The organism is Delftia sp. WSY_10 (assembly GCF_043104705.1).
Taxonomy (GTDB): Bacteria; Pseudomonadota; Gammaproteobacteria; order Burkholderiales; family Burkholderiaceae_C; genus Comamonas; species Comamonas tsuruhatensis.
In genome coordinates, this window is sequence record NZ_JBICKY010000021.1 from 128,893 (window position 1) to 152,661 (window position 23,769).

Here is a 23,769-nt window from a genome sequence, read left to right on the forward strand (position 1 = left end):
TGCGATGGCTGGTGCTGGTTTGCTGATGCTGCTGGACGATATTGCAGCGATCCTGGACGACGTGGCCCTCATGACCAAGGTGGCGGCACGCAAGAGCGTGGCCATGGCCGACGATGTGTCCGTCATGACCAAGGTGGCTGCACAGAAGACGGCCGGCGTGCTGGGCGATGACCTGGCCCTCAACGCCCAGCAGGTCACGGGCGTGCGTGCCGAGCGCGAGATTCCCGTGGTCTGGGCCGTGGCCAAGGGCTCGCTGATCAACAAGGCCATCCTGGTGCCTGCGGCGCTGCTGATCAGCGCCTTCATTCCCTGGGCTGTCACGCCGCTGCTCATGGTCGGCGGCGCCTTTCTGTGCTTTGAGGGTTGCGAGAAGCTGGCCCACAAATTCCTGCATTCGCCCGAGGAAGATGCCGTGGAGCGCGAGCGCCTCACCCAGGCCAATGCCGATGCGGGCGTCGATCTCGTCGCCATGGAAAAGGACAAGATCAAGGGCGCCGTGCGCACCGACTTCATCCTCTCGGCCGAGATCATCGCCATCACGCTGGGCACCGTGGCCTCGGCGCCGTTCGGGCAGCAGGTGGCCGTGCTGGCGGGCATTGCCCTCATCATGACCGTGGGCGTCTATGGCCTGGTGGCCGGCATCGTCAAGCTCGATGACCTGGGACTGTGGCTGGGCCAGCGTGCCAGCGCTGCGGCCCGCGCGCTGGGCCGGGGCATCGTCGCCGCCGCGCCCTGGCTGATGAAGGGGCTGTCCGTTGCGGGCACGGCCGCCATGTTCCTGGTGGGTGGCGGCATCCTCGTACACGGCGTGCCTGCGCTGCACCACGCCGTGGAGGGCCTGGGCGATGCCGTGGCCCAGGGCGCGCTGGGCGGCCTGTGGCGCGTGCTGGCGGTGAATGTGCTCAACGCGGTGGCCGGCATCGTGGCCGGCGCCATCGTGCTGGCGGCTGTCGAAGGCATCAAGCGCCTGCGCCGCCGCTGAGTCGCCGCAAGCAAGGCCTGCCGGGGCTGCAGCCGGCAGAGCACACCAGGGGGGCCGTCAGGCCCCCTTTTCGATGGAATCTGCATGGAATTTGCACCTCAGCGCATTGCATTTGACTGTGGGCGCAAGCACGTGCATTTCCCCTGGAACTCTGCAAGGCCTGGCGTCCTCCTGTCCCTTGGCGGCGGCGCAATGCACTTGCGCCTGCCGGCCTCCGAGGTTCCGTGAACGGCCCATCGCCGCGCCAGAGCCATTGTCGGGACCGGGCGGCTGAAGCTGATTCCGCGCGGGTCCCTGGATTTTCATCAGGGGGATTCCATGATTTCCAATCTCACCAAGGCCAATGTGCTGCGCTCCGTCATCGCCGGCTGCTCGGTCGCGCAAGCGGGCAAGGCCGAGAAACTCGGCACCGAACGCGCACGCACCGCCCTCAATCGCATCTGCGAACTGCTGAATCTGCCCAACGACCTGGACGCCATACATGCGGAGCCGGACCTGTACCTCGAATCCCTGGCCCATTTCGAGAGCCTGCCCCAGTTCGAGCTGCGCACTCCCCTGGTGGCCAAGCTCAGGCAGGTCCTGGGCCTGCGCTCCTGCAGGCAACTGACGCCGGCCATGCTGGCGCAAGTCACCGCGTCACAGCTCATCAACCAGGGCATCTCCATCGTCGCGCTGGCCGATCTGCAGCAATGGCTGCTCAAGCACGATCTGTCGCTGCGGCACAGTCCGCCCGTCACGGAAGTGGACTTCAGGGAGGCCAGGAAAGCCATTGCCCTGCTGGATGCCTTCGACTTCGATACCGAATCGCTGGAGTGGCAAATGAATCACCTTGCCCGCCCGCGCGCCAGGGGCAGGGGAAGGCGTGCCGCCGCCACGGCCCCCTCAACTGGCAGGCCTGCAGGCGAATCCCCTTCTGCCGGCTCCGCTCCTGCGTCTGCGTCTGCGCCCTAATATCGGCTTTCCCGAACCAAGCTCAGCACACCATGAAGCTCCCCTTGCTTGCCGCCATGGCCCTGGCACTGCAGCTGCTGGCGCCAGCGCCCGCCATGGCAGCCGACGACATCGTCTTCAAGGACAGTGCCGGCCGCGTGCTCAAGCGCAGCGACCTGGACAAGGCCGATGGCCGTTTCAGCTGGGAACTGCCCCGCGCCACACCCGTCAGCCAGGCGGCGCGCGATGCCCATGCCCTGGGCCGCGCCGCAGGGCAGCGCGGTGACAACCGGGCTGCGCTGGCGCATTTCGAGACCGCCTCGAAGCTGGCGCCGGACTGGCCTTATCCCGTCTACGACGCCGCATTCACCTACCTCCTGCAAAAGGACTTCGATGCGGCCTATCGCCACTACCGGCGCGTGGATGCAATGGCTCCCAGGGGTTTCTTCACGGCCAAGACGGCCGTGCACAGCCTGCGCATGGAGCGCGATGGCAAGCTCCCGCAAGGCACCTATCTGCGCTACCTCGCCCTGGAGTGGGAGACCGACAGGAGCAAGGTGCGCCAGGCCGCCCTGGCCATGACCCGCGAAACCCCTGGCTTCGCCCCCGCCTGGAAGACAGCCGCCCTGATGGAGGACGACCCCGACCAATGCCTTGCCCTGCTGGACAGCGGCCTGAAGGCCGGCCCCGATGCCCAGACCCGCGGCTTTCTGCTGCTGAACAAGGCCCTGCTGCTGCGCGAGCGCAACCAGATTCCCGAGGCCATGGTGATGCTGGGAGAGCTGGCGGTGGACCCCCGGTCTCCGCTGGATGTCGAGGCGCTGGCGCGGCACACGCTGGCGCAGTGGGCGCGGCCTTGAGACCGGCACCCGCACCTTCGCTGGCCGGCCCACTCAGCGCATCGCCAGCTCCACGGCCTCCGCAGAAAGCCCGTAGGCCTCGACAAAGACCTCGATGCGGTCCTGCGTCTGCGCGTTCACAAACGTCTCCATGCCCACGCTGTCCATCTCCCCTGACAGCATCTGGCCCGTATTCACGGGGCGGGTGTCGAGCTGCTGCACCAGCACGCAGCTGTCCTCTCCCTCCGGCTGCAGGCCGATGAGCCCCGTCTGGTTGTTGATGGCAATCACCCTGGCTTGTCTCTGCATGCTCCACCCTGTCGTCTGAATCCGTCGTTTCTGGAATGGCGAAAAGGCGCCGCCTTGTGCAACGCCCCTGCCTGTCCTGGCGACTGTAGGCAAGGCTTGGGGGCGGCGGTAGAGGCCCGGGGCTTGGTGGACTGCCAAGGGAAATTTACGAATGGCTGTCTGTTTTTTTGTTTTTGCAAGTGAATGCGTGTGGAAGGTTGCAGCAACAGTTGATTTGAGATTGCCTAAAATATGTCGTCAAGTGACATCAAAGGAGCAAAAAATGACCATCATCCGTACTACCGTAGATGACAAGATCTACGACAGCGCTGCCGACATACTTTCTACGCTGGGCATGGACGTGAACGCCGCCGTGCGCATGTTTCTGCAGGGCGTTGTGCTGCACAACGGCATTCCCTTTGACCTGCGGCTGACTGCGGAGCAGGTGCAGGCGATGCGGCTGCGTCGCGAGACAAACCGGCAGGCCACTTTGGAGGCGAGAGAAATCGCCAGAGGCGGTGAACCTGGACATGCCTCTGTTGAAGCCATGCTGCAGGCCATGGAAAGGGATGAAGCCTGATGGCCGGCAAGAAGGGCTACAGGCTGCGCACCATCGCGTACACCAAGACCTTCAAGAAGGACTACCAGCGCATGGCGGCATCAGGCCGCTACGACATGGCGCTGGTGAACCAGGTCGGCGGCCTGCTCATCGCCCACACGGCGCAGCAGGTGCTGTCGGCGCAGTGGAGCGATCACGCCTTGATCGCCGACGATGAATGGGACGCGGGCGATCGGGATATTCATCTGGGGGGCGACTTCCTGCTGATCTACCGCATTGATCCGCATCCCGAAGCCAAGGACATGGAGATCGTTATCTTCAAGCGCCTTGGAACCCACAGCGATCTGTTTGGCTGAGCGCGGCCATCGCAGGCCGCGGGCAGCCTCCCCCCTCAGCTCCCCAGCGCCCCGCGCACGGCAGCGCGCTCGCCCATGCGCTTGAAGTGCGCCTGCACCTTGGGGAAGCCGGCGATGTCCACGCCGTCGCCCTCCAGCCAGCCGGCAATGGTGAACAGATAGGCGTCGGCCACGGAATAGTCGGAGCCCAGCACCCAGGGCGCGTCGCCCAGGTAATGGCGCTCTATCACGCCAAAGCATTCGGCCATGTTGGCTGCCACCTTGCGCTGCATGGAGGCAATGGCCGCTTCGTCATCGGCCCAGCGGCCTGCGCGCCGGCCGTGGGCGTGGGCCACGTGCACGGTGGAGGACAGGTAGCCGTGGAACTCCTGCATGTGGGCGAAGGCATAGGCATCGTCCAGCGGGGCAAGCCGGGCTTCGGGAAAGCGCCGGGCAATATAGGCGAGCAGGGCCGGCGTTTCGGTGAGCACGCCGCGCTCGGTCACCAGGGCGGGCACGCGGCCCTTGGGATTGATGGCCAGGTATTCGGGGCTGCGCTGCTCGCCCTTGGAGAAATCGAGCTTGACGACTTCATGGGGCGCATTGGCCTCGATCAGGGCGATGCGGGCGGCCAGGGCGCAGGTGCCGGGAGCGTAGTAGAGCTTGAGGGTGGTCATGAAAGAGACGGGTAGGGGTGGGATACGGGCAGATTCTGCCGTCGGCGCCGATGGCCGGACCGGCCCTCCAACTTAGTGCGGATTGCACGGTCGTGCAAGCGGCATCGTTGTCTTGTCCTATGCCTGCTCGGCATTCCAGCGCACGGTGCGTGCGGGCAGGTCAATGTGGATGGTGTGGCGGCCGCCGTCATGCAGTAGCAGGTCCAGCTTCCCGTCCTGGCCATCCACGAACGTGATGCCTTCAATCATGGGTGCGTCGATCAGGTCGTTGCAGTCGAGCGCGATCCAGGCATCGGTTTGCAGATCCAGCAGACGCAGATGGGGGAAGTCGGGGTCCTCGCCATATTCGATGCAGGCCACCATGGCCCAGGGCTTGGAGACGGCCACGGCCGTGAGGGTGCTATTCGGGCTCTGCGCGCAGGCGCGCGCCTGCAGGGCATCGAGCAGCGTGGGCATGTCGTCCAGCATGTGTGCATAGGGAGACTCGGGCGGCACGGTGCGTACTGGCCGGGTGGCGGCCTTGGCGCTTTTGGCGCTTTCGGCGCGTTTGGCGCGTTTGGCGCGTTTGGCAGGCTCTGCCGTTGGGGTGCTGCGCCTGCGGCCCGCTGGCGGAAGGTGCTGGATTTTGCCGCCCGCAATGCCTAGAAAGACACCGCATTCGCTCACGCTCAGATGCCTGTAGTTGCGGCTGCTGCACGGGGTTTCCCAAAGCGGGGCGCCGGTGTCCGGGTCCACGGCGACAAGATAGGCCCGCTCCATGCCGTCCTCGTGCCTGTCCTGTATTCCATAAAGGACGCCGGCATGGCATTGCGGCGCGCTGACATGGGTAGGCGACAGGCACGGTCCGAAACGGTTGCTGCGAATGTCATAGCCATACATGCCCTGGCGTGCAAAGCAGAAATAGACCACGCCGTCACGATGCGCTGCCCGCTGGGCATGCACATGCCGGCGCTCATCGTCAGGTTGAACGGGAGGTGTGATGGCCAGGACTTCGCCGCTGCAAGGATGGATGCGAAGCCAGGGTGCATCAATGTCCACGTGGTCTCTGCTGCCGGGGCCGAACACGGCCCACGCGCCTGCAATGGCGGGCGAGTACAGGTCGCGGGCACTGTCCACCCACAGCACATGCTCGGTGTGCCCGTCGGTTTCATGCCAGCGCCGCAGCTCCGAGCGCTCAGGGTGGACGATCCAGCCGTAGACCGCCCCCTCCAGCACAAACGCACCCTGCAGGCCCAGCGCCAGCGTGCTGCCCTGCCAGGTGCGACGGTCCAGCAGCAGATAGCGGCCCTCGGGACTGCTCTCCTCCATCGCGACGAGCCAGCGATGCGCGTCCAGCTCCACGGGAACGGGCCAATGCCTGGCCTGCATGCCCGGCACGGCATGGAAGTCGAACAGGCATTCGCCGGTGCGGGCATCAAGCACCTGGTCGCAGAGCATCAGATGCCGCTCGTCCACGAACCACGACATGCCCTCGCTCTCGCGCATGCGGTGGTCCCAGAGCACGTTGCCGGTGGCCACATCAACGGCGCGCAGAAAGGACGTTGTGCTGTCCCCCTTGTTGCAGTACTCGTAGTAGAGCCGGCCATCGACCACGCTCATGGCGGTGTCGATGATGAAGATGCTCTTGTCTCCAATGGCCTGGGATTTGCCGTAGTGCATGCGCGCCTTTCAAAGACCTGATTGTCGCCAGCAGAGCGCGGTGTGGACTGGGCGAAATGTCAAGTCGATGGCGTGGTGCGCGGCTGAACCAATGCAGCTGCGGCGGTGCAACGCCATCCGATCCAGACGAGCAGGTCCGCGATGCGCTGTGCTGTGCTGGATGCAGGCTGCACCGAGCGTGCTGCAGATGCATGCCGAGTGGGCTGTCTGTTGCTCTCCGCCGGGCGTTGTTCCAAGAGCGGGGGCCTGCATTGCTCCCCCTGGCGGGCAGCAATGGCGGCACTCAGAACCGATAGGCCGCCGCCAAACGCACCTCGCGCCCGAAGCCCAGCGCGCAGAATTGCGCGCCGCCACGGAAGGTGTTGCATTGCGTGCGGTACTGGCTGTCGGTGAGGTTGCTTAGGTTGACCGAGAAGCGCCACGGGCCGGTGGTGTAGGCGGCCATGGCGTCCCACAGCGTGTAGGCGTCGTTCATGGGGGTCTTCACGCCGTCCATGGGCAGCTCGCCAGGCGTGGCGCTGATGTCGCGCAGGCCCAGGCCCAGCTCCAGGGCGCCGCGCTGGTACTTGCCCCACAGCGATGCGGCATGGCGCGGCGTGGCGCCGGGGCGCGCGCCGATCTCGATGGCGTTGTTGCTGCGCGTGACCCTGGAGTCGAGGTAGGTATAGGCCGCAATGGCCGAGAAGCCGCCGCCGATCTCGCCCTGGGCCTGCAGCTCCAGCCCCCGGTTGCGCACTTCGCCGGTCTGCACGTCGAAGCGCGGGTTGAGTGTGGATGGCGTGCGCACATTGCGCTTGCGCAGGTCGAACACTGCGGCGCTGAGTGTGTAGCCGGCCGACGGCGGCGCGTAGCGCAGGCCGGCCTCGAACTGGCGCGCGGTCTCGGGCTCGTAGGGCCTGCCGTTGGCGTCGGTGGCCGTGACCGTGGTCAGCGGCGGCTGGAAGGAGTTGTTGAAGGACACATAGGGCGCCAGGCCGCTGGGCGCCAGGTAGATCAGGCCCAGCCGCCCGGTGACGGCGCTGTCGGTGCGGCGCACGGTGGTGATGGCGAAGGGCGCGGTGGCTGCGGCGCGCGCGTCGTAGTCGGTGTCTATGCGTGCGCTGTCGCGGCGCAGGCCGGCGCTGAGCACCCAGCGCTCGCCGAACTTGATCTGGTCCTGCACGTACAGACCCGCCTGGTGCGTGCGTGCCAGCGCGCGGTCGCTGAGGTAGTTGTCATCCCAGTTCGGCGCGATGTGGATGGGGTTGACCAGGTCCAGCGGCGCCACGGCGCCGTTGAGCGAGTAGATGCGCCAGTCGAGCCTGGAGCGGTAGTAGTCGAAGCCCACGGCCCACTGGTGCGAGACGGCACCCGTCCGGTGGCGGCCTTCGATCTGCGTGTCCATGACCCAGGTCTGTTCGGCGTCGGGCCGCACCATGGCCAGGCGTGCCATGCCGCGCTGGTCGGCCGTCAGGCCCCGGTTGCGCATCTCGCGCCGGTCGTTGCGGCCGTCCAGGTAGCGCAGGTTGTTGCGCAGCGTGAGCTGGTCGTTCAGCCGGTGCTCCAGCAGCCAGCCCACGCTGGCGTTGCGCTTGTGGTGGCCAGATCCCGGTCCGCTGACGTTGATGTCCGTGGCCGACCAGCCCGCAGGCGTCTGGCGGTAGTAGGGGATGACGAAGCCGGTTTCGTCCTCCTGGTACTGCGCCAGCAGGGTGAGGCTGGTGCGCTCGCCCAGCAGTGTGAAGGAGGGGGCGATGTAGCTGCGGTCGGCGCGCAGGCCGTTCCACTGCGTGCCCGATTCGCGCTTGAGCACGGTCAGCCGTGCCAGCGCCGTGCCCTGTTCATTGATGGCGCCACCGATGTCGGCCGTGAGCTGGCGCCGGTCGTGGCTGCCGAATTCCACGCCCACTTCGCGCTGCATGCCGGCGCGCGGGCGCTTGGTGACGGCATTGATCAGGCCGCCGGGCGCGGACTGGCCGTACAGCACCGAGGCCGGGCCGTGCACGACTTCCAGCCGCTCCAGTCCATACGGCTCCAGGTTGGTCATGAAGCCGTTGTGGACCATGCGCATGCCGTCCCGGTACAGGCCCGTGCCCGTCAGATAGAAACCGCGCACGGCCACGTCGTCATCGGTGATGCCGTAGTCCATGGGGCGCACGCCCGCGCTGTAGCGCACGGCTTCGGCCACGCTGGAGATGGCCTGGTCGCGGATCTGGGCCTCGCCGATGATGCTGACCTGCTGCGGCGTCTCCAGCAGCGGCACATCCATCTTCATGGCCGAGGCGCTGCGGCGCGGCCCGTAGCCGGGCACGGCGCCCCAGGCGCTTTCATGCTCGGCATCGGCCAGCACGTTCACGGTGGGCAGCGCATGCTCGGCCGCGGCCCCGGGCCGCGCACGGTGCACGGCCCAGCCGCCTTCGGCCGTGCGCGTGGCCTGCAGCTGGTGCGGGGCGAGCAGGGCGGCAAGCCCTTCGTGCACGCCGCGCGTACCGCTCAGCGCCGCCGACTGTCGGCCCTGGACCAGGGCTGGATCGAACGAGAGGGTGATGCCTGCCTGGCGCGCGAGGCTGTGCAGGCTGGTCTCCAGTTCACCGGCCGGCAGGTCGAACCGGATGGATCTGGCATCCGGGGCGGAGCTCGGGCTTTGGGCCAGGGCGGTCACGGGCAGGCCCAGCGTGATCAACAGGCCCAGCATCAAGGCCTGTGCAGCCAGCGCCGTGGGGCGTGTGCACGAGGGTGGATGGGCGGCGCGGCGGGTGCTGGGCAGGCTGGGCATGGAGGCAGTCCTTGAGAAGCGGCAAAGGAAAAAGCGATGTCTTTGCTCCTATGCCGAACGGGCGGTGTGAAACCCGTAATGACTGCCTGAAAAAATTCCGGCTCAGGCTTTGACCAGGCGCTTGGCGCTGCGGGCACCGCTGGCCGCACCTTGTCCGCGCTCCACACGCACAGGCAGCGTGCGGGCAATGGCGGCCAGCGCACGACCCGCCGGATCCGGCCCGTCGAGCTGGAATACGCCTGAAACACGCAGGGCAGCCACGTCGTCGGCGCATTCCATGGGCATGCCGGTCTGGCGTGACAGCTCGGTCACGAAGGCGTCCAGGCGCATGCGGCGGGCGACCAGTACGCCGCCGGTCCATGCGTCGGGCACCAGGCCTTCGTCGGGCAGGCGCACAGGGCGGTGCTGGCCGGCGTGCAGCACATGGGTTTCGCCGGAGGTGGCGACGATGGCGTCCAGGGGGCCTGGCGCAGTGCCGTCCAGCGCCCTGACATGGATGGCCACGCGGCCCTCGGTGACGTACAGGCGCGTGGCCGTGTCCGGGTGTTTTTCGTGGCGCACGCCGAAGCTGGTGCCCAGGGCCTCGAAGCGGGCCAGCGGCGTTTCCACCCAGAAGGAGCGTCGGCCCGCGAGGGAGCGCGGGTCGCTGCCGGTGTCGATGAAGATCTCGCCGCGTGCCAGGCGGACCACGCGGCGCAGCAAGGTGAAATCCACCTGCACCAGCGTGTCCGGTGCCAGGTGCAGGCGGCTGCCGTCGGCCAGCAGGGTACTGCGGCGCTCACCGATGGCCGTTTCCAGCGCGATCTGCTCGCGCGGTGCAGCCCAGCGCCAAGCCATGGATCCCAGCAGCAGGGCAGCGGGGCCCAGGAACAGCAGCCGCTGCAGGCTTGCGCGCCGGCCTCGCGCCGGCCCTGGGCCGGCGGACCGCAGCACGCCGTGGGCCAGTCCCGCCTGGCCGGCGGGCAGGGCGAACTGGGCCTCGACAGCCTGGACCTGTTGCCAGGCCTGTTCGTGCGCGGCGTGGCTGCTGCGCCATGCCTGGCAGGCGGCGCGGTCGGCATCGGTGGCCGTGCCGGAGGCCAGCCGCACGGCCCAGGCAATGGCCTGTTCCAGCGCCTGGGGGGCCTGGTCTGTGCTCACGCCGTCAGTTCCCTGCGCAGGGCAAGGCAGTGGCGTATGGCGGTGGCCATGTATTTCTCGACGGAGCTCAGGCACACGCCCAGCTGCAGGGCGATTTCCGGGTAGCTCAGGCCTTCCAGGCGGGAGAGCAGAAAGGCGCTGCGGGCCTTGGGCGGCAGGCCGGCCAGCAGGTTGTCCATGCGCACCAGGGATTCGATCAGCAGATGGCGCTCCTCGGCCGAGGGCGCCAGCGGCTCGGGCAGGCTGGCGATGGCGTCCAGGCAGGCGCGCTCCAGCGCGGCGCGGCGTGTGTGGTCCACGACCAGGCCGTGGGCGATGGTGGTGAGCCAGGCGCGCGGCTCGCGCACGCCATGCAGGGACTGGGGCTTGCCCAGCACGCGAATGAAGGTGTCCTGGGCCAGGTCGGCCGCATCGCAGGGATTGCCCAGCCTGCGCCTGAGCCAGCCCACCAGCCAGCCGTGGTGGTCGCTGTAGAGCAGGGCGATATCGGGGTGCGAAGGCGCGGCGGCCATGGAGCGGGTTCCTGGGAAAGCGGATTTGATAATGATTCGCATTCTATTTGAGCAATGGCTGCAGCCTGGCCGCAACTGGCCTGCCGCGCATGGCGTTGCATGCATCCAACGCGATCCGGCCATGCGACGGCGCCCACCTTCGGATTTGAGCTAGGACAAGACCGGCCTTGCCTGCCCCTGCTGCAATACAGCTACGGGATTTGCCCCGGGCTACTCCAAGACTCTCCATCATGAAAAGAACTCTGCTCGCCGTTGCTGCCGTTTGCGCCCTGTCGTCGGGTGCCGCCTTTGCGCAGCAGGCCGAAGGCCCCTGGATGGTGCGCGTGCGCGCCGTCCACCTGGACAGCGTCAACAAGGACAGCACGGGCCTGGGCCTGTCGATCAATGACAAGTGGATGCCCGAGCTGGACGTGTCCTACTTCTTCACGCCCAACATCGCGGCCGAGCTGGTGCTGACCTACCCGCAAAAGCATGACCTGCGTGCCAACGGCCTGGGTCAGATCGGCAGCCTCAAGCACCTGCCGCCCACGCTGCTGGCGCAATACCACTTCACCAATTTCGGCGCGTTCAAGCCCTACGTGGGCGCCGGTGTCAACTTCACGCGCTTTTCCAGCGTGAACTTCGATCCCGCCGTGCAGGCCGCGCTGAACCCCTCCATCAAGAAGAACAGTTTCGGCGGCGCGCTGCAGATCGGCTTCGACTATGCGCTGGACAAGAACTGGTCGCTGAATTTCGACGTGAAGAAGGTCTTCATCGAGACGGACGTGCGCGCTGGCGGCACCAAGGTGGGCACCTTCAAGGTGAACCCCGTGCTGGTTGGCGTGGGACTGGGCTATCGCTTCTGATCTTCGGATCATGAGCGAGGCACGCGCTGCTTCATCCGGCAGCGCGTAGTGAGGCAAGGATGGGTACTTGGTCCGGTATGCCGTTCGCGGCATACCGGATTTTTTTCGTCCGGCATGCTGCAGCGCACCAGATCTGCAGGTCATGAAAAAGACACGCTCGCTGGAAACTGTCCTACCCGCGTGCCCGGGGCGGGCGCCTAGGCTGGTGCCTCGGCCTGTCGGCGCGCGCCTTGCGAGGCGGGACGCCAGTTTGCAGGCTTCATTCTGGCTGCCCGCCCCCTTGGCGACCGCTCCCCGCTACAAGGCGGGGGCGCGGCATTCACCATGCTGAGGCGGTCGGCGCACAACGCGAGGCCCCCACCATGCTGTATGCCCACGATCATTCCGTGTCTTCCCCTCCATTGGCGTCGCGCGCCCAGCGCGTGCCCCTGCCCCTGCCTTCGGCCCCGCGCACACCGGCCGAAGGTGGCAGGAGAGAGGCTGCGCCGGAGCTGGCAGACAGCGCCCTGCGAGCAACCCTGGCCGAATTGCAGCACGGGCTGATGCAGCCGCAGGCGCGGGTCTCGCCCAAGTTTCTCTATGACTCACGCGGCTGCGACCTGTTCGAGCAGATCACGCGGCTGCCCGAGTACTACCCCACGCGCACCGAGGCCGCCATCCTGGCCGACTCCGGTCCGGCCATGGCCGAGGCCCTGCGCGGCAGCGAGGTGCTGATCGAGCTGGGTGCCGGCAACTGCGAAAAGGTGCGCGGCCTGTGCCGCAGCCTGCGTCCACGGCACTTTGTGGGCGTGGACATTGCGGGCGCCTTCCTGCGCCAGTCCGTGCGGCGCCTGGCCGAGGAGTTTCCGCAGCTGCAGGCCCATGCCGTCACGGCCGACATCACCGAGCCGCTGGCCCTGCCGCCCTATATCCCGCAGGCCGGCCGGCTGCTGTTCTACCCGGGCTCGTCCATAGGCAACTTCGACCCTGAACAGGCCCAGCGCATGCTGGGCCAGATGCGGGCCCTGCTCAGCGACGACGGCGGGCTGCTGATCGGCATAGACCTGCCCAAACCCATACAGTGGCTGGAGCCTGCCTATGACGATGCCCAGGGCGTGACGGCGCGCTTCAACCTCAACCTGCTCAGCCATGTGAACCACCTGCTGGGCAGCGACTTCAACGAGGGCGACTGGGAACATGTGGCCTTCTTCAACACCGAGCACTCGCGCATCGAAATGCACCTGCGCGCGCGGCGCCCGCTGATCGTGGGCTGGCCCCAGGGGCTGCGGCACTTCGCGGCCGGCGAGACCATACATACCGAGAACAGCTACAAATACCCGCTGCCCGACTTCCTGGACATGCTGGCCTGTGCGGGCTTCGGGGCCTGCCAGGTCTGGACCGATGAGCGCCAGTGGTTTGCCGTGATCCATGCCCATGCGTGAAATGCCCGCCGTCTTCCGCTGGGTGCAGCGCTACGAGGCCGTGCGCCAGACCACCGTGCTGCTGGCCGCCCCCTTGTCCGCCGAGGATGCCTGCGTACAGTCCATGCCCGATGCCAGCCCTGCCAAATGGCATCTGGCGCATACCACCTGGTTCTTCGAGACCTTTGTCCTGGCCGAGCACGCGCCCGGCGTGCCGCCCTTCGATCCCGACTTCCGCGTGCTGTTCAACTCCTACTACCAGCAGGTGGGTGCGCGGCATCCGCGTGCCCAGCGCGGGCTGCTGACCCGGCCCTCGCTGGCACGGGTGCTGGCCTATCGCGAGGCGGTGGACCAGCGCATGCTGCAGATGTTCGAGGACTGGGGCACGCAGCCGCCTGCGCGTCTGGCCGCGTTGCTGGAGCTGGGCCTGCAGCATGAGCAGCAGCACCAGGAACTGCTGCTGACCGACATCAAGCACCTGCTGTCGTGCCACCCGCTGTGGCCTGCCTATCGAGAGCAGGAAGAGGGCATGCCTGCGCCTGGGCCGGCAGATGGAACGCCTGCCCCGCTGCAGTGGCAGACCGTGCCGCGTGGCATGCATGCCGTGGGCCATGGCGGCGAGGGCTTTGCGTTCGACAACGAGCGCCCGCGCCACGAGGTGTTTGTGCAAGGCTGCGAGATCGCGCAGCGGCCCGTGAGCAATGCCGAGTTCCTGCGCTTCGTCGAGGACGGCGGCTATGCCCAGCCGCAGTGGTGGCTGGCCGAAGGCTGGGACTGGCGCTGCGCGCAGCAACTGGAGCATCCCTGGTACTGGCGGCGCAATGCAGGCGGCGCGTTGGATGGCGCATCGGACGGCACGTGGCAGGAGTTCAGCCTGCATGGCGCGCTGGCGCTGGACGGGCGCCGCCCCGTCTGCCACATCTCGTATTTCGAGGCCGACGCCTATGCGCGCTGGGCCGGTGCGCGCTTGCCTACCGAGGCGGAATGGGAGGCGGCCTTTGCCGCGCCCATGGCGCAGCGCCCCGAGCACGACGAGCCTCCCGGCCCCGTGCACCCGCGCGCCATGCAGCCCGGCAGCCTTGCGCTGGGCGAGGTCTGGGAATGGACCCAGTCCGCCTACGGCGCCTACCCGGGCTTCCAGATCGCGGAGGGCGCCGTGGGTGAATACAACGGCAAGTTCATGGTCAACCAGTATGTGCTGCGGGGCGGCTCCTGCCTCACGCCGCCAGGCCATGCGCGCGCCAGCTACCGCAATTTCTTTCCCACGCAGGCGCGCTGGCAGATGACCGGCCTGCGGCTGGCGCGGGATCCGGCTTGAGCCTGCCCCTGCCGCATCCCCATGCATTGCGCCGCCCGCCGGTGCATGCAGTAGCATCGTCGGCCTCAATGATCCGAGGGAGTTCCATGTTGTTGCGTTCGCTTGTTCTTGCCATGCCGCTGTCCCTGGTCCTTGCCGGCTGCGCCACTGCGCCGCCCCAGGCTCCGGCGCCCAGCCAGCCACAGGAGCAGCCCCGGCCCCAGGTGCCTGCCCAGGCCCCGGCCGACACGCCGCGCGCCGAGCCCGAGGTGGCCAATCTCACGCCCCTGCCCAGCCTGCTGCTGATCGGCGAAGACGCAGCCGGCCGCTACTACTCCATGGTGGCCAAGGCCACCTTCACCATCGAGTCCGATGGCCGCCTGACCCTGGCCGACCAGGGCGGCGGCCAGGGCGGCGAGCCCGTCGCCCCGCATGCCGACATGCAGGACCAGAGCATGTCCACCGAATGCAAGCCCTATGGCGCCGTGGCCAACCAGCGCACCACCTGGTTCCCGTATACGGGCGTGTTCGTGCGCGGCGGCACGCTGGTCGGCGCCCAGGCGGATGGCGCCGATGCGGCCATCAAGACGCTGACCGAGCATGAAGGCGCCCAGATGCTGTACACGGGCAAGGATGCCGACCCCACCGAGTACTACTACGCGCCCTGTGTGGGCGCGCAGCGCGTGGCCACCGGCTGGCGGCTGGACCGCTATCTGCCCGATGGCGGACAGCTGCGCGTGCGTGCCGATGCGCGTAACGGCAATGGAAACGGCAAGGGCCAGACGCTGGCGCTGAAGCTGCCCAAGCCCTTTGCGCCCTTCGTGCTGGTGCGCTACCAGTCGGGAGCGATGATTCCCGTGCCCATGCGTGCCGTGCTGGCCACGGTGGACCTGCCCGAGCGCCGCGTGGTGCTGCAGTTCCAGGGCACCTACGCCGTGGAGCCGGCCATCCGCAAGATGGAGCTGCGCCTGATCGTGCCCGGCAGCCGCCCCTCCGAAGGAGAGACCGCCGCGCGCCACGCCGAACGCACCCAGGCCCAGTTGCGCGACCTGGCCCGCTGCGCCCCGCCCAAGGGCCATGCCATCGAGCCCTGCGCCAACCCGCAACGCACGCCCGATCCGCTGATCTTCTACTCCTCGCAGCAAGTGCGGGAGCGCGCCAAGCGGCGCTGACAGGCCAGGGCCTGCCTGCAAGGGCCGGGCCGCCGCGCAGTCCGGCCCGCCCTTGCGCGGGAATCAGACCTTGGCCAGCGCCTGCTCCAGGTCGGCCAGCAGGTCGCTGATGTGCTCGATGCCCACGGACAGGCGCACCATGCCTTCGGTCACGCCGGCCTTGGCAAGCTCCTCGGCGTCCAGCTGGCGGTGCGTGGTCGATGCCGGGTGCGTGGCCAGGGACTTGGCGTCGCCGATGTTGACCAGGCGCGTGAACAGCTGCAGCGCATCCAGGAAGCGCGCACCTGCGGCGCGCGTGTCGCTGTCGCCGCTGCCGTTCTTGAGGCTGAACGAGAGGATGCCCGAGGCGCGGCCGCCCAGCTGCTTCTTCACCAGGGCGTGGTCGGGGTGGTCCTGCAGGCCGGCGTAGCGCACCCATTCGATCTTGGGATGCTTTTGCAGCGTCTCGGCGATCTTCTGGGTGTTCTCGCAGATGCGGTCCATGCGCAGGGCCAGCGTCTCGATGCCCTGCAGGATGAGGAAGGCGTTGTGCGGCGACAGCGCGGCGCCGGTATTGCGCAGCGGCACCACGCGCACGCGGCCGATGTAGGCGGCCTCGCCCAGGGCCTCGGTGTAGACCACGCCGTGGTAGCTGACATCGGGCTCGTTCAGGCGCTTGAAGCGTGTCTTGTGCTCGGCCCAGGGGAACTTGCCGCTGTCCACGACGGCGCCGCCCACGCTGTTGCCGTGGCCGCCCAGGTACTTGGTCAGCGAGTGCACGACGATGTCGGCGCCGTGCTCGATGGGGCGCAGCAGATAGGGGCTGGGCACGGTGTTGTCCACGATCAGCGGCACGCCATGGGCATGGGCCACATCGGCCAGCGCGCGGATGTCGGTGACATTGCCCAGCGGGTTGCCGATGGACTCGATGAAGATGGCCTTGGTCTTCTCATCGATGTGCTGGGCAAAGCTGGCCGGGTCGCGCGGATCGGCAAAGCGCACCGTGATCCCCTGCTGCGGGAAGGTGTGGGCGAACAGGTTGTAGGTGCCGCCGTAGAGCGTGCTGGCCGAGACGATGTTGTCGCCGGCCTCGGCAATCGCCTGGATGGCATAGGTGATGGCGGCCATGCCCGAGGCCACGGCCACGGCGGCAATGCCGCCTTCCAGCGCCGCGACGCGCTTTTCCAGCACGTCGGTGGTGGGGTTCATGATGCGCGTGTAGATGTTGCCGGCCACCTTGAGGTCGAACAGGTCGGCGCCATGCTGGGCACTGTCGAAGGCGTAGGCCACGGTCTGGTAGATGGGCACGGCGGCCGACTTGGTGGTGGGGTCGGGCGAGTAGCCGGCGTGGACGGCCAGGGTTTCGATGCGCATGGAAGATTGCCTTTCTGGTGACGGCTTACGCAAGAAGGGCAGGGGCGGGCCATTTGCCATGGGGAGCGGCGCGTTCCCGCATCCTGTTTGCGTAAGTCCTGAGGTTTTACTAGCGGAGGACGGTTGGCATTGTGGCGTGCCGGCCTCCGGTGCCCAACGATGCGTTGGTTACGAACATATACGCCGCAGACCGGTTGCTCCTCTGCCGCGCACAGATATGTCCGGCCTGGCTTTGCCAGGATCGTGAGTGAATGTGTATTTTTGTTAACAACGTGTTGTAACGTGACCTGATCGCTAGACTCCATTCGGGAGTTGATGGTGACGTTGACAGCAAGACATTTTCTGGCGCTGGCGGTGCCCTTGTGCACCTCGCTGCTGGCCGGCTGTTTCTATGTCTGCTGGCGGCATCTGCGTGCCCGGCGCGAATTGCGCAGCATGTCCCTCGCCTTCACCGGATTCAGCCTGGCGCTGCTGCTGCAGGTCCTGGAGCGGCCTGCGGCCGTGCCCGTCAATGCGCTGGCCACGGCCGCGCTGCAGCTGTGTGCGGCCTGGTTCATCACCGAGGCCATGGCCATGCGCCAGGGCGTGCGACCGGATGCGCCGCTGGCGGCTGTCTTTGGCAGCGCAGTGCTGGCGGTGCTGGGCTACTACGCCTGGGTCGTTCCCGATGCGCAGGCGCGCCAGCATGTGCTCAATTTCGGCCTGGGACTGCAACTGGCCCTGCCGCTGTGGCGTTTGCCGCGCAGGCATCCCGGTACGGACTGGGACCGGCTGCTGCTGGGGGTGTTCGTGGTCTTTGCGCTGAGCTTTTTCGTTCGTGCGCTGTGGCTGACACCGCCTGGCGCCTCGCCACCGGCCGACGCGGCCAGTGAATGGCTGGGCGTTTCTTCCGCGTGCCTGGCGAAGCAGCTGAGCCTGCTGGTGTTCGGCCTGCTGTTCGCCATTGTGTTCCTGGCGGCGGCGGTGCGCGACACCGTGCAGGAGCTGCATGAGGAGCGCGACCGCGATCCGCTGACAGGGCTTCTGAACCGGCGCGCCTTCAAGGAGGAGGTGCAGCGCCGGCGGGCCGAGCACCCTCAGCTTTCAGCCGCCGTGCTGGTCTGTGATCTGGACCATTTCAAGCGGGTCAACGACGGCTGGGGCCACGCGGCTGGGGACGAAGTGCTGCAGCGCTTTGCGCGACTGCTGCTGCGCAGCACGCGCCAGCAGGACCTGGTGGCCCGCTTTGGCGGGGAAGAGTTCGTGGCCTTGCTGCCGCGTGCGGACCCTCTGGCCGTGCAGTCGATCACCCGGCGCATACAGACCCAGCTGCGCCTGATGGGCTTCAGCGGGCTGCCCGACGAGGTGCGCATCACCGCCAGCTTCGGCGTGGCCTGGATGGCGCCGGGCCAGACGCTGGAGCAGGCGCTCGCGCGTGCCGACGCCATGCTCTACGAGGCCAAGCGCGCAGGCCGGGACCGGGTGCGGCTGGTGAAGGAAGAGGAAACGCTCTAGGACTTGGCCGGCGCGACCGCAGCCTGCAGCAGGCGAGCGGTGCGGGGCGGACGCGGTGTCTGCGGGGCGCTGGACTCGCGCGGCCCGCGCGGTTCAAGCGCAGGCCTGGAAGGCCGCTGGGCCGCTGCCGGCTGGCGCAGCTCCCAGCCCGGCAGCGCGGCATGCACCATGGCGGCGCCGTGGGCGTCGTTGGCCGCGTAGTGGCGCTGGGCCAAGCTCAGTTGCGGTGCAGCCCAGTTGGAGGTGGAGATCTTCTTGGACTTTTGGAAGTTCTGCCCCAGCACCAGGGCCACGGCCGCGCGCACGCCTACCGAGCTGGCGTAGCCATGGCGCTTGAACACGCGGTCCAGGTCGATCACGTTGTTCAGCGTCACGCCCAGGCGCGCGGGCAGCGCACTGCGGTCATGGTCCAGCCCGAAGCCGGCCTTGCAGATGGCCTCGCTGGCCATCACGTCGGCCGCAAGCGCGCGTGCCTGCGCATGGTGCAACTGCAGCAGCCAGGCCTGGTCGCAGGTGGCCAACTGCACCACATGGGGGCCGGTGTCGGTCTGGCTGGCGTGGAAAAGAGGCTTGCTCTCGGTATCGAAGCCGAGCACGGGCGCGGCCATCAGCGCGGCGCGGGCGGCCGCGAATTCGGCGTCGGTGGCGGGCACGTGGATGCAGCGTTCCGGCAGGGCGGAAAAAGGCGGCAGCAGGCGGCTGTCTTCCTTGCTGGGGGCGTGCAGGCGGGGCATGGGAAAGGGGGGGAGGCCGAGGCGAGCCGTCAAGTATGCCTGCTCCTGCATGTCCCTTCGGCCCCGGGTTTTTATCCCCGATGCATGTGGACGGAGTTGTGGAAAACTCCGGGTGTAACTTGCCGAATCCGCGCCCTGCAAGGCTTTCCACGGAATGCCTAAAAAATCAGCGCAGTGGCGAAAGGGCGTCGATTAAGGGTAATTACGGATGGCCGCGCCGGACCCGTGGGCAGGGTCCGGTGGTTGTTTCAAGAGGTGTCTAAAGGCCTTGGTCGCTGAACACCGGGGCCCGTTTTTCCAGGCCTGCGCGCACGGCTTCGGCCTGGTTGGCACTGCCCAGCAGGGCCTGCTGCTCGCGCGCCTCGGCCAGCAGGATGTCCTGGGGCGATGCCGTTTCGCTGAGCTGCATCAGGCGCTTGGACGCGCGCATGGCGTGCGGGCTGCTGGCCGCGATCTGGCGGGCCAGGTGGCGCGCTTCCTCCAGCGGCGCAGCGCTCACGCGCGTGGCCAGGCCCAGGGCCACGGCCTCGGGGCCGGGCACGATGCGGCCCGTGTAGACCAGCTCGCGCAGCACATCGCCGCGCACCAGCGGCGCGGCCAGCGCGCAGCCGGCCATGTCGGGCACCAGTCCCCACTTGATTTCCATGATGGACAGCCGCGCATCCTCGGCCACCAGGCGGATGTCCGCGCCCAGCGCCAGCTGCAGGCCGCCGCCGTAGGCCACGCCGTGCACGGCGGCGATCACGGGCACGGGCAGTTCGCGCCAGCCCCAGCAGATCTGCTGGAAGCGGTTGGCAATGCCGTGCGTGCGCGCGGCCAGGTCCGTCATGTCTGCCGTCTGCTGGCCGTCGGCAATGCCGGCCATGCTGCCCATGTCCAGGCCCGCGCAGAAGGCGCGCCCCTCGCCATGCAGCACCACGGCGCGCAACCCGGACGTGTCCCGCAGCCGCGCCAATGCGTCGATCAGGGCGTCGAACATGGCGGGGTCCAGCGCATTCATCTTGTCGGGCCGGGCCAGGGTCACCTCGGCCACGCCGTGGTCCACCGATATGCGCACGCGTTCTTGGCTCATGGCTTGTCTCCTTGTGTCTATGCGGTTCTTTGCTGGCGGTCGGCCGCGTTGCGCGATTCGATGGCGCTGCGCGCATTCGCCCAGTCCTGGTCGCTCCAGCTGGCCAGCCCGGCGAAGTTGCCGCCCGTCGCCTGGTATTGTCCGCCGTCTATGGCGATGGTCTGTCCCGTCAGGTACTCGGCCTGGCGGCTCATGAGGAAGACGGCCAGGTTGGCCAGCTCGGGCATGCGGCCGTTGCGGCCCATGGGGTTGTCGGCGCGCACATGCTCGCCGCCCTGTGGGTTCAGCCGCGCGCTCATGCCTTCGGTGGGAAACAGGCCCGGCGCGATGGCGTTGAAGCGTATGCCCCGGTTGCCCCATTCCACGGCCAGCGACTGCGTCATGGCATGCACGCCCGACTTGGCCATGGCCGAGGGCACGGTGAAGGCCGAGCCGTTCCAGACCCAGGTGGTGAGGATGGACAGCACGCTGGCCTTGCGGCCCTCGGCCAGCCAGCGGCGGCCGCACTCCAGCGTGAGGTTGAAGCTGCCGCGCATGACGATGTTGGCCACGGCGTCGAAGGCGCGCATGGACAGGTCCTCGGTGCGGCTCACGAAGTTGCCGGCCGCGTTGTTGACCAGGCCCGTGAGCGCGCCGCCGTCGGCCCAGATGGCCTCGATCATCTGCTCCACGGCCTCGGGCTGGCGCACGTCGCAGGCATGGCCCGTGGCCCGGCCGCCGTGCTGCTGCATCAGCTCCTGCGCTGTCTGCTCGACCACGGCGCCGCGCCGGCCGCACAGGTGGATGTCGGCGCCCAGCATGAGAAACGCCTCGGCCATGACACGGCCCAGGCCGGTGCCGCCGCCGGTGACGAGGATGCGTTCGCCCTTGAGCAGGCCGGGCTTATAGATGAGGTCGTCGAGGGTCATGGCTGCTGTCTCCTGTGCTGCCGGGGAAGGAATAGGGGGACTGCGGCAGCGCTTGGCGCCGCCAGGGGATCGGAGCGTCAGAGCGCGCGCGAGATCACTTCCTTCATGATTTCGCTGGTGCCGCCGTAGATGCGCTGCACGCGCGCATCGGCGTACATGCGGGTGACCATGTATTCGTTCATGTAGCCGTAGCCGCCATGCAGTTGCACGAGTTCGTCGAGCACGCGGCCCTGCGCTTCCGAGCCCCACAGCTTGGCCATGGAGGCCGTGGCCGTGTCCAGCGTGCCGGCCACCAGCTGCTCCACGCAGCGGTCGATGAAGGCGCGGCCCACGGTCAGCGTGGTGGCCACCTCGGCGAGCTTGAACCGGGTGTTCTGCATGTCGGCAATGGCCTGGCCGAAGGCGCGGCGCTCGCGCACGTAGGCCAGCGTGGCCTCATAGGCGCCTTCCATGCAGGCCAGGGCGGCCAGGCCGATGATCAGGCGTTCGTAGGGCAGGTCGCCCATGAGCTGGTAGAAGCCCTGGCCTTCGCGCCCGCCCAGCAGCGCGTCCTGCGGCACGGTCACGTCGTCGAAGAAAAGCTCCGAGGTGTCCTGGGCCTTCATGCCCATCTTGTCGAGCACGCGGCCCACGCGAAAGCCCGCGCAGTCCCGGGTCTCCACGATGAGGATGGAGGTGCCGCGCGCGCCCTGGGCCGGGTCGGTCTTGCAGACCACGAGGATCAGGCCGGCCAGCAGGCCGTTGGTGATGAAGGTCTTGCTGCCGTTGATGCGGTAGCGGCCGTCCCTGAGTTCTGCGCGCGTGCGCACGCCCTGCAGGTCCGAGCCCGCGCCGGGCTCGGTCATGGCGATGGCGCCCACCAGTTCGCCGCGCGCCATGGCGGGCAGGTACTTGCGCTTTTGCGCCTCGGTGCCGTGGTTGAGCAGGTAGTGGGCCACGATGGAATGCACGGAGTTGCTCATGCCCGAGAGGGCGCGGCGCGCCATCTCCTCGTGGATCACGGCCTCGTGGCGGAAGTCGCCGCCGCCGCCGCCGTAGTCCTCGGGGATGTCGGTGCACAGCAGGCCCAGCTCGCCGGCGCGGCGCCAGATGGCATGGCCCACGTTGCCGCGCTGGCGTGCGGCTTCGTCCTGCGGCTGCATTTCGGTTTCCAGAAAGCGCACGGCGGTGGCGCGCAGGCTTTCCAGTTCGGGGGTGCTCCAGGAGCGTGTCAGTTGCAGTGGCATGGCTTGGACCGGTGGATTGAGGGGTTCAGTTGATGCGGCGTTCGCGGCCCTGCCAGTAGGGCTCGCGCAGCTGGAATTTCTGCAGCTTGCCCGCGGCCGACAGCGGCAGCTCGCTGCGGAACTCCACCGAGCGTGGGCACTTGTAGCCCGCGATGCGTTCGCGGCAGTGGGCGATGACCTCGGCCTCGGTCAGCGGCTGGCCCTCGCGCGCGACGATCACGGCGTGCACGCGCTCGCCCCAGCGTTCGTCGGGCACGCCGATGACGGCGCACATGGCGACCTGGGGCAGCTGGGCGATGGCGTTCTCGACCTCGGCCGAATACACGTTCTCGCCGCCGCTGACGATCATGTCCTTGAGCCGGTCCACGACGAAGAGGTAGCCGTCGGCATCCAGCCGGCCCATGTCGCCCGTGTGCATCCAGCCGTCCTTGAGCGCGGCGGCCGTCTCGGCGGGCCTGTTCCAGTAGCCCTGCATGACCATGGGGCCGCGTGCCGTGATCTCGCCCACCTCGCCGGGCGGCAGCTCGCGGCCCTCGCCATCGACGATGCGCACCTCGGCAATGGTCACGGGCCGGCCGGCCGCGCGCAGCAGGCGCTCGCGCTGCGGGCCGGGGCGGTGCTCGGCCGGGCCCATGGACACGATGGTGGGCGACAGCTCGGTCATGCCGTAGGCCTGGGCGAAGTCGGCGCCGGGCAGCGCCTGCATGGCGCGCTCCAGCAGGCTGGCGTCTATGGGCGCCGCGCCATAGAGCATGAGGCGCAGGCTGGACAGGTCGAATTCGGCCATGCGCGGATGCTCGATCAGCCGGCGGATCATGGTGGGCACCAGGAACAGCTCGTTCACGCCGTGCTGCTGGATGCCGTCCAGGATGGCCAGCTCGTCGAAGGCCGGCACGATGACCTGGGGTACCAGGCGCTGGGCCATGAGCAGGGCCAGGCCGCAGCCGGCCACATGGAACATGGGCGTGACCACCATGCCCACCTTCACATGCTGGCGCGGCACGTTGCTGGCATTGGACAGGGCGTTGATGAACAGGTTGTCGTGGCTGAGCATCACCCCCTTGGGCCGGCCCGTGGTGCCGCCCGTATACATCACGGCGGCCAGGTCGTTGCCGCTGCGCAGCGCGTCGGCGCAGGGCGTGGCGGCGGCCAGCAATTGCTCGTAGTGCAGCGCGCCTTCGGGCGCGGCGCCCGTGCCGCAGAACACCACGGTGCGCAGGCTGGAGGACAGCTCGCGCAGCCGGGGCACCAGGGGCGCGAAGGCATCGTCCACGAAGAGCACGCGCGTGTCGCAGTCGTCCAGCGAGTAGGCCACCTCGTGCGCGCTCCAGCGGATGTTGACGGGGTTGACCGCGGCGCCTGCCCACCAGCAGCCATAGAAGTATTCAAGGTAGCGGATGGAGTTCAGGCCCATCATGCCGACGCGGTCGCCGGGCGCCACGTCCAGCGCCCGCAGCAGGCCGGCGCAGCGTTCGATGCGCTGCGCAAGCTGCGACCAGCTGGCCTGCTCTGCGCCGCAGATGGCTGCCGTGGCGCCGGCCCTTTCGCGGCGGCCCTTGTGGATGGCCTGGGTGAGATACATGGGCATGGGG

At 68.0% G+C, this 23,769-nt stretch carries 22 protein-coding genes; 10 read left to right on the forward strand and 12 right to left on the reverse strand.

Annotation, left to right across the window (positions count from 1 at the left end; translation table 11 throughout):
* Positions 1 to 4 precede the first annotated feature (4 nt).
* From ACF8ML_RS11675 to ACF8ML_RS11685, 3 genes are all read left to right on the forward strand, one after another.
* Positions 5 to 982 (forward strand): DUF808 domain-containing protein, encoded by a 978-nt coding sequence (locus tag ACF8ML_RS11675; protein ID WP_392408044.1) that lies wholly within the window; start codon positions 5 to 7, stop codon positions 980 to 982.
* Positions 983 to 1,300: 318 nt separating this feature from the next.
* Positions 1,301 to 1,933: a hypothetical protein gene (locus ACF8ML_RS11680; RefSeq protein ID WP_016449190.1), complete on the forward strand. Its 633-nt coding sequence runs from the start codon at positions 1,301 to 1,303 to the stop codon at positions 1,931 to 1,933.
* A gap of 32 nt (positions 1,934 to 1,965) precedes the next feature.
* Entirely contained in the window at positions 1,966 to 2,772 is an 807-nt protein-coding gene (locus ACF8ML_RS11685; RefSeq protein WP_016449191.1) for a hypothetical protein, read from the forward strand.
* A 33-nt stretch (positions 2,773 to 2,805) separates the two neighbouring features.
* Here ACF8ML_RS11685 and ACF8ML_RS11690 read toward each other — a convergent pair whose 3' ends face one another.
* The gene (locus tag ACF8ML_RS11690) at positions 2,806 to 3,060 is read right to left on the reverse strand and encodes a hypothetical protein (RefSeq protein WP_016449192.1); all 255 of its coding nucleotides are present in this window, start codon (positions 3,058 to 3,060) and stop codon (positions 2,806 to 2,808) included.
* 262 nt (positions 3,061 to 3,322) lie between these two features.
* Between ACF8ML_RS11690 and ACF8ML_RS11695 the strand changes: the two genes are divergently transcribed.
* Both ACF8ML_RS11695 and ACF8ML_RS11700 read left to right on the forward strand, forming a co-directional pair.
* Positions 3,323 to 3,619: a type II toxin-antitoxin system RelB/DinJ family antitoxin gene (locus ACF8ML_RS11695; protein WP_043790100.1), complete on the forward strand. Its 297-nt coding sequence runs from the start codon at positions 3,323 to 3,325 to the stop codon at positions 3,617 to 3,619.
* On the forward strand, positions 3,619 to 3,954 hold the full coding sequence (locus tag ACF8ML_RS11700) for a type II toxin-antitoxin system YafQ family toxin (RefSeq protein ID WP_047326786.1): 336 nt from the start codon (positions 3,619 to 3,621) through the stop codon (positions 3,952 to 3,954). Before ACF8ML_RS11695 ends, ACF8ML_RS11700 begins: the two co-directional genes overlap by 1 nt.
* Positions 3,955 to 3,989: 35 nt before the next feature.
* On the opposite strand, the gene ACF8ML_RS11705 is transcribed toward ACF8ML_RS11700, so the two are convergent.
* The 5 genes from ACF8ML_RS11705 to ACF8ML_RS11725 form a co-directional block, all read right to left on the reverse strand.
* Positions 3,990 to 4,610: a glutathione S-transferase family protein gene (locus ACF8ML_RS11705; protein ID WP_016449195.1), complete on the reverse strand. Its 621-nt coding sequence runs from the start codon at positions 4,608 to 4,610 to the stop codon at positions 3,990 to 3,992.
* A gap of 117 nt (positions 4,611 to 4,727) precedes the next feature.
* Positions 4,728 to 6,269 carry a hypothetical protein gene (locus tag ACF8ML_RS11710; protein WP_392408047.1) on the reverse strand — a complete coding sequence of 514 codons (1,542 nt, stop codon included), beginning with the start codon at positions 6,267 to 6,269 and terminating at the stop codon, positions 4,728 to 4,730.
* Between the two features lie 283 nt (positions 6,270 to 6,552).
* On the reverse strand, positions 6,553 to 9,024 hold the full coding sequence (locus ACF8ML_RS11715; protein WP_392408049.1) for a TonB-dependent siderophore receptor: 2,472 nt from the start codon (positions 9,022 to 9,024) through the stop codon (positions 6,553 to 6,555).
* A 102-nt stretch (positions 9,025 to 9,126) separates the two neighbouring features.
* Positions 9,127 to 10,164, reverse strand: a complete 1,038-nt coding sequence (locus ACF8ML_RS11720; protein WP_392408050.1) for a FecR family protein — start codon at positions 10,162 to 10,164, stop codon at positions 9,127 to 9,129.
* A complete protein-coding gene (locus tag ACF8ML_RS11725) occupies positions 10,161 to 10,676 on the reverse strand; it encodes a sigma-70 family RNA polymerase sigma factor (RefSeq protein WP_016449199.1) in 516 nt (171 codons plus the stop codon). The genes ACF8ML_RS11720 and ACF8ML_RS11725 overlap by 4 nt, the downstream gene beginning before the upstream one ends.
* A gap of 230 nt (positions 10,677 to 10,906) precedes the next feature.
* Between ACF8ML_RS11725 and ACF8ML_RS11730 the strand changes: the two genes are divergently transcribed.
* The 4 genes from ACF8ML_RS11730 to ACF8ML_RS11745 all read left to right on the forward strand — a co-directional run bounded on the left by ACF8ML_RS11730 (position 10,907) and on the right by ACF8ML_RS11745 (position 15,390).
* Positions 10,907 to 11,521: an OmpW family protein gene (locus tag ACF8ML_RS11730; protein ID WP_016449200.1), complete on the forward strand. Its 615-nt coding sequence runs from the start codon at positions 10,907 to 10,909 to the stop codon at positions 11,519 to 11,521.
* 362 nt (positions 11,522 to 11,883) lie between these two features.
* A complete protein-coding gene (egtD, locus tag ACF8ML_RS11735; protein ID WP_046241879.1) occupies positions 11,884 to 12,942 on the forward strand; it encodes an L-histidine N(alpha)-methyltransferase in 1,059 nt (352 codons plus the stop codon).
* Positions 12,929 to 14,239, forward strand: a complete 1,311-nt coding sequence (gene egtB / locus ACF8ML_RS11740; RefSeq protein ID WP_046241878.1) for an ergothioneine biosynthesis protein EgtB — start codon at positions 12,929 to 12,931, stop codon at positions 14,237 to 14,239. The genes egtD and egtB overlap by 14 nt, the downstream gene beginning before the upstream one ends.
* An 86-nt stretch (positions 14,240 to 14,325) precedes the next feature.
* Entirely contained in the window at positions 14,326 to 15,390 is a 1,065-nt protein-coding gene (locus ACF8ML_RS11745; RefSeq protein ID WP_392408051.1) for a hypothetical protein, read from the forward strand.
* A 63-nt stretch (positions 15,391 to 15,453) separates the two neighbouring features.
* Here the strand turns inward: ACF8ML_RS11745 and ACF8ML_RS11750 are convergent, their stop codons facing one another.
* Entirely contained in the window at positions 15,454 to 16,743 is a 1,290-nt protein-coding gene (locus ACF8ML_RS11750) for an O-acetylhomoserine aminocarboxypropyltransferase/cysteine synthase family protein (protein ID WP_034395982.1), read from the reverse strand.
* A 435-nt stretch (positions 16,744 to 17,178) separates the two neighbouring features.
* Between ACF8ML_RS11750 and ACF8ML_RS11755 the strand changes: the two genes are divergently transcribed.
* A complete protein-coding gene (locus tag ACF8ML_RS11755) occupies positions 17,179 to 18,237 on the forward strand; it encodes a diguanylate cyclase (protein WP_227472559.1) in 1,059 nt (352 codons plus the stop codon).
* On the opposite strand, the gene ACF8ML_RS11760 is transcribed toward ACF8ML_RS11755, so the two are convergent.
* The 5 genes from ACF8ML_RS11760 to ACF8ML_RS11780 all read right to left on the reverse strand — a co-directional run bounded on the left by ACF8ML_RS11760 (position 18,234) and on the right by ACF8ML_RS11780 (position 23,765).
* A complete protein-coding gene (locus ACF8ML_RS11760; protein WP_392408052.1) occupies positions 18,234 to 18,971 on the reverse strand; it encodes a 3'-5' exonuclease in 738 nt (245 codons plus the stop codon). The genes ACF8ML_RS11755 and ACF8ML_RS11760 overlap by 4 nt on opposite strands.
* Positions 18,972 to 19,230: 259 nt before the next feature.
* On the reverse strand, positions 19,231 to 20,043 hold the full coding sequence (locus ACF8ML_RS11765) for a crotonase/enoyl-CoA hydratase family protein (protein ID WP_392408053.1): 813 nt from the start codon (positions 20,041 to 20,043) through the stop codon (positions 19,231 to 19,233).
* 17 nt (positions 20,044 to 20,060) lie between these two features.
* Positions 20,061 to 20,951 (reverse strand): SDR family oxidoreductase, encoded by an 891-nt coding sequence (locus ACF8ML_RS11770; RefSeq protein ID WP_252652184.1) that lies wholly within the window; start codon positions 20,949 to 20,951, stop codon positions 20,061 to 20,063.
* A gap of 77 nt (positions 20,952 to 21,028) precedes the next feature.
* Complete coding sequence (locus ACF8ML_RS11775; protein WP_047218395.1) at positions 21,029 to 22,177, reverse strand: acyl-CoA dehydrogenase family protein; 1,149 nt, start codon at positions 22,175 to 22,177, stop codon at positions 21,029 to 21,031.
* Positions 22,178 to 22,202: 25 nt separating this feature from the next.
* Positions 22,203 to 23,765, reverse strand: coding sequence for a long-chain-fatty-acid--CoA ligase (locus ACF8ML_RS11780; protein ID WP_017406340.1), 1,563 nt, complete (start codon positions 23,763 to 23,765; stop codon positions 22,203 to 22,205).
* Positions 23,766 to 23,769 lie beyond the last annotated feature (4 nt).

Bases quoted from the DNA above. Each gene is read 5' to 3' on its own strand.
- ACF8ML_RS11675 (WP_392408044.1), top strand. From the start codon at position 5: ATGGCTGGTGCTGGTTTGCTGATGCTGCTGGACGATATTGCAGCGATC.
- ACF8ML_RS11680 (WP_016449190.1), top strand. From the start codon at position 1,301: ATGATTTCCAATCTCACCAAGGCCAATGTGCTGCGCTCCGTCATCGCC.
- ACF8ML_RS11685 (WP_016449191.1), top strand. From the start codon at position 1,966: ATGAAGCTCCCCTTGCTTGCCGCCATGGCCCTGGCACTGCAGCTGCTG.
- ACF8ML_RS11690 (WP_016449192.1), bottom strand. From the start codon at position 3,060: ATGCAGAGACAAGCCAGGGTGATTGCCATCAACAACCAGACGGGGCTC.
- ACF8ML_RS11695 (WP_043790100.1), top strand. From the start codon at position 3,323: ATGACCATCATCCGTACTACCGTAGATGACAAGATCTACGACAGCGCT.
- ACF8ML_RS11700 (WP_047326786.1), top strand. From the start codon at position 3,619: ATGGCCGGCAAGAAGGGCTACAGGCTGCGCACCATCGCGTACACCAAG.
- ACF8ML_RS11705 (WP_016449195.1), bottom strand. From the start codon at position 4,610: ATGACCACCCTCAAGCTCTACTACGCTCCCGGCACCTGCGCCCTGGCC.
- ACF8ML_RS11710 (WP_392408047.1), bottom strand. From the start codon at position 6,269: ATGCACTACGGCAAATCCCAGGCCATTGGAGACAAGAGCATCTTCATC.
- ACF8ML_RS11715 (WP_392408049.1), bottom strand. From the start codon at position 9,024: ATGCCCAGCCTGCCCAGCACCCGCCGCGCCGCCCATCCACCCTCGTGC.
- ACF8ML_RS11725 (WP_016449199.1), bottom strand. From the start codon at position 10,676: ATGGCCGCCGCGCCTTCGCACCCCGATATCGCCCTGCTCTACAGCGAC.
- ACF8ML_RS11730 (WP_016449200.1), top strand. From the start codon at position 10,907: ATGAAAAGAACTCTGCTCGCCGTTGCTGCCGTTTGCGCCCTGTCGTCG.
- egtD (WP_046241879.1), top strand. From the start codon at position 11,884: ATGCTGTATGCCCACGATCATTCCGTGTCTTCCCCTCCATTGGCGTCG.
- egtB (WP_046241878.1), top strand. From the start codon at position 12,929: ATGCCCATGCGTGAAATGCCCGCCGTCTTCCGCTGGGTGCAGCGCTAC.
- ACF8ML_RS11745 (WP_392408051.1), top strand. From the start codon at position 14,326: ATGTTGTTGCGTTCGCTTGTTCTTGCCATGCCGCTGTCCCTGGTCCTT.
- ACF8ML_RS11750 (WP_034395982.1), bottom strand. From the start codon at position 16,743: ATGCGCATCGAAACCCTGGCCGTCCACGCCGGCTACTCGCCCGACCCC.
- ACF8ML_RS11755 (WP_227472559.1), top strand. From the start codon at position 17,179: ATGTCCCTCGCCTTCACCGGATTCAGCCTGGCGCTGCTGCTGCAGGTC.
- ACF8ML_RS11760 (WP_392408052.1), bottom strand. From the start codon at position 18,971: ATGCCCCGCCTGCACGCCCCCAGCAAGGAAGACAGCCGCCTGCTGCCG.
- ACF8ML_RS11765 (WP_392408053.1), bottom strand. From the start codon at position 20,043: ATGAGCCAAGAACGCGTGCGCATATCGGTGGACCACGGCGTGGCCGAG.
- ACF8ML_RS11770 (WP_252652184.1), bottom strand. From the start codon at position 20,951: ATGACCCTCGACGACCTCATCTATAAGCCCGGCCTGCTCAAGGGCGAA.
- ACF8ML_RS11775 (WP_047218395.1), bottom strand. From the start codon at position 22,177: ATGCCACTGCAACTGACACGCTCCTGGAGCACCCCCGAACTGGAAAGC.
- ACF8ML_RS11780 (WP_017406340.1), bottom strand. From the start codon at position 23,765: ATGCCCATGTATCTCACCCAGGCCATCCACAAGGGCCGCCGCGAAAGG.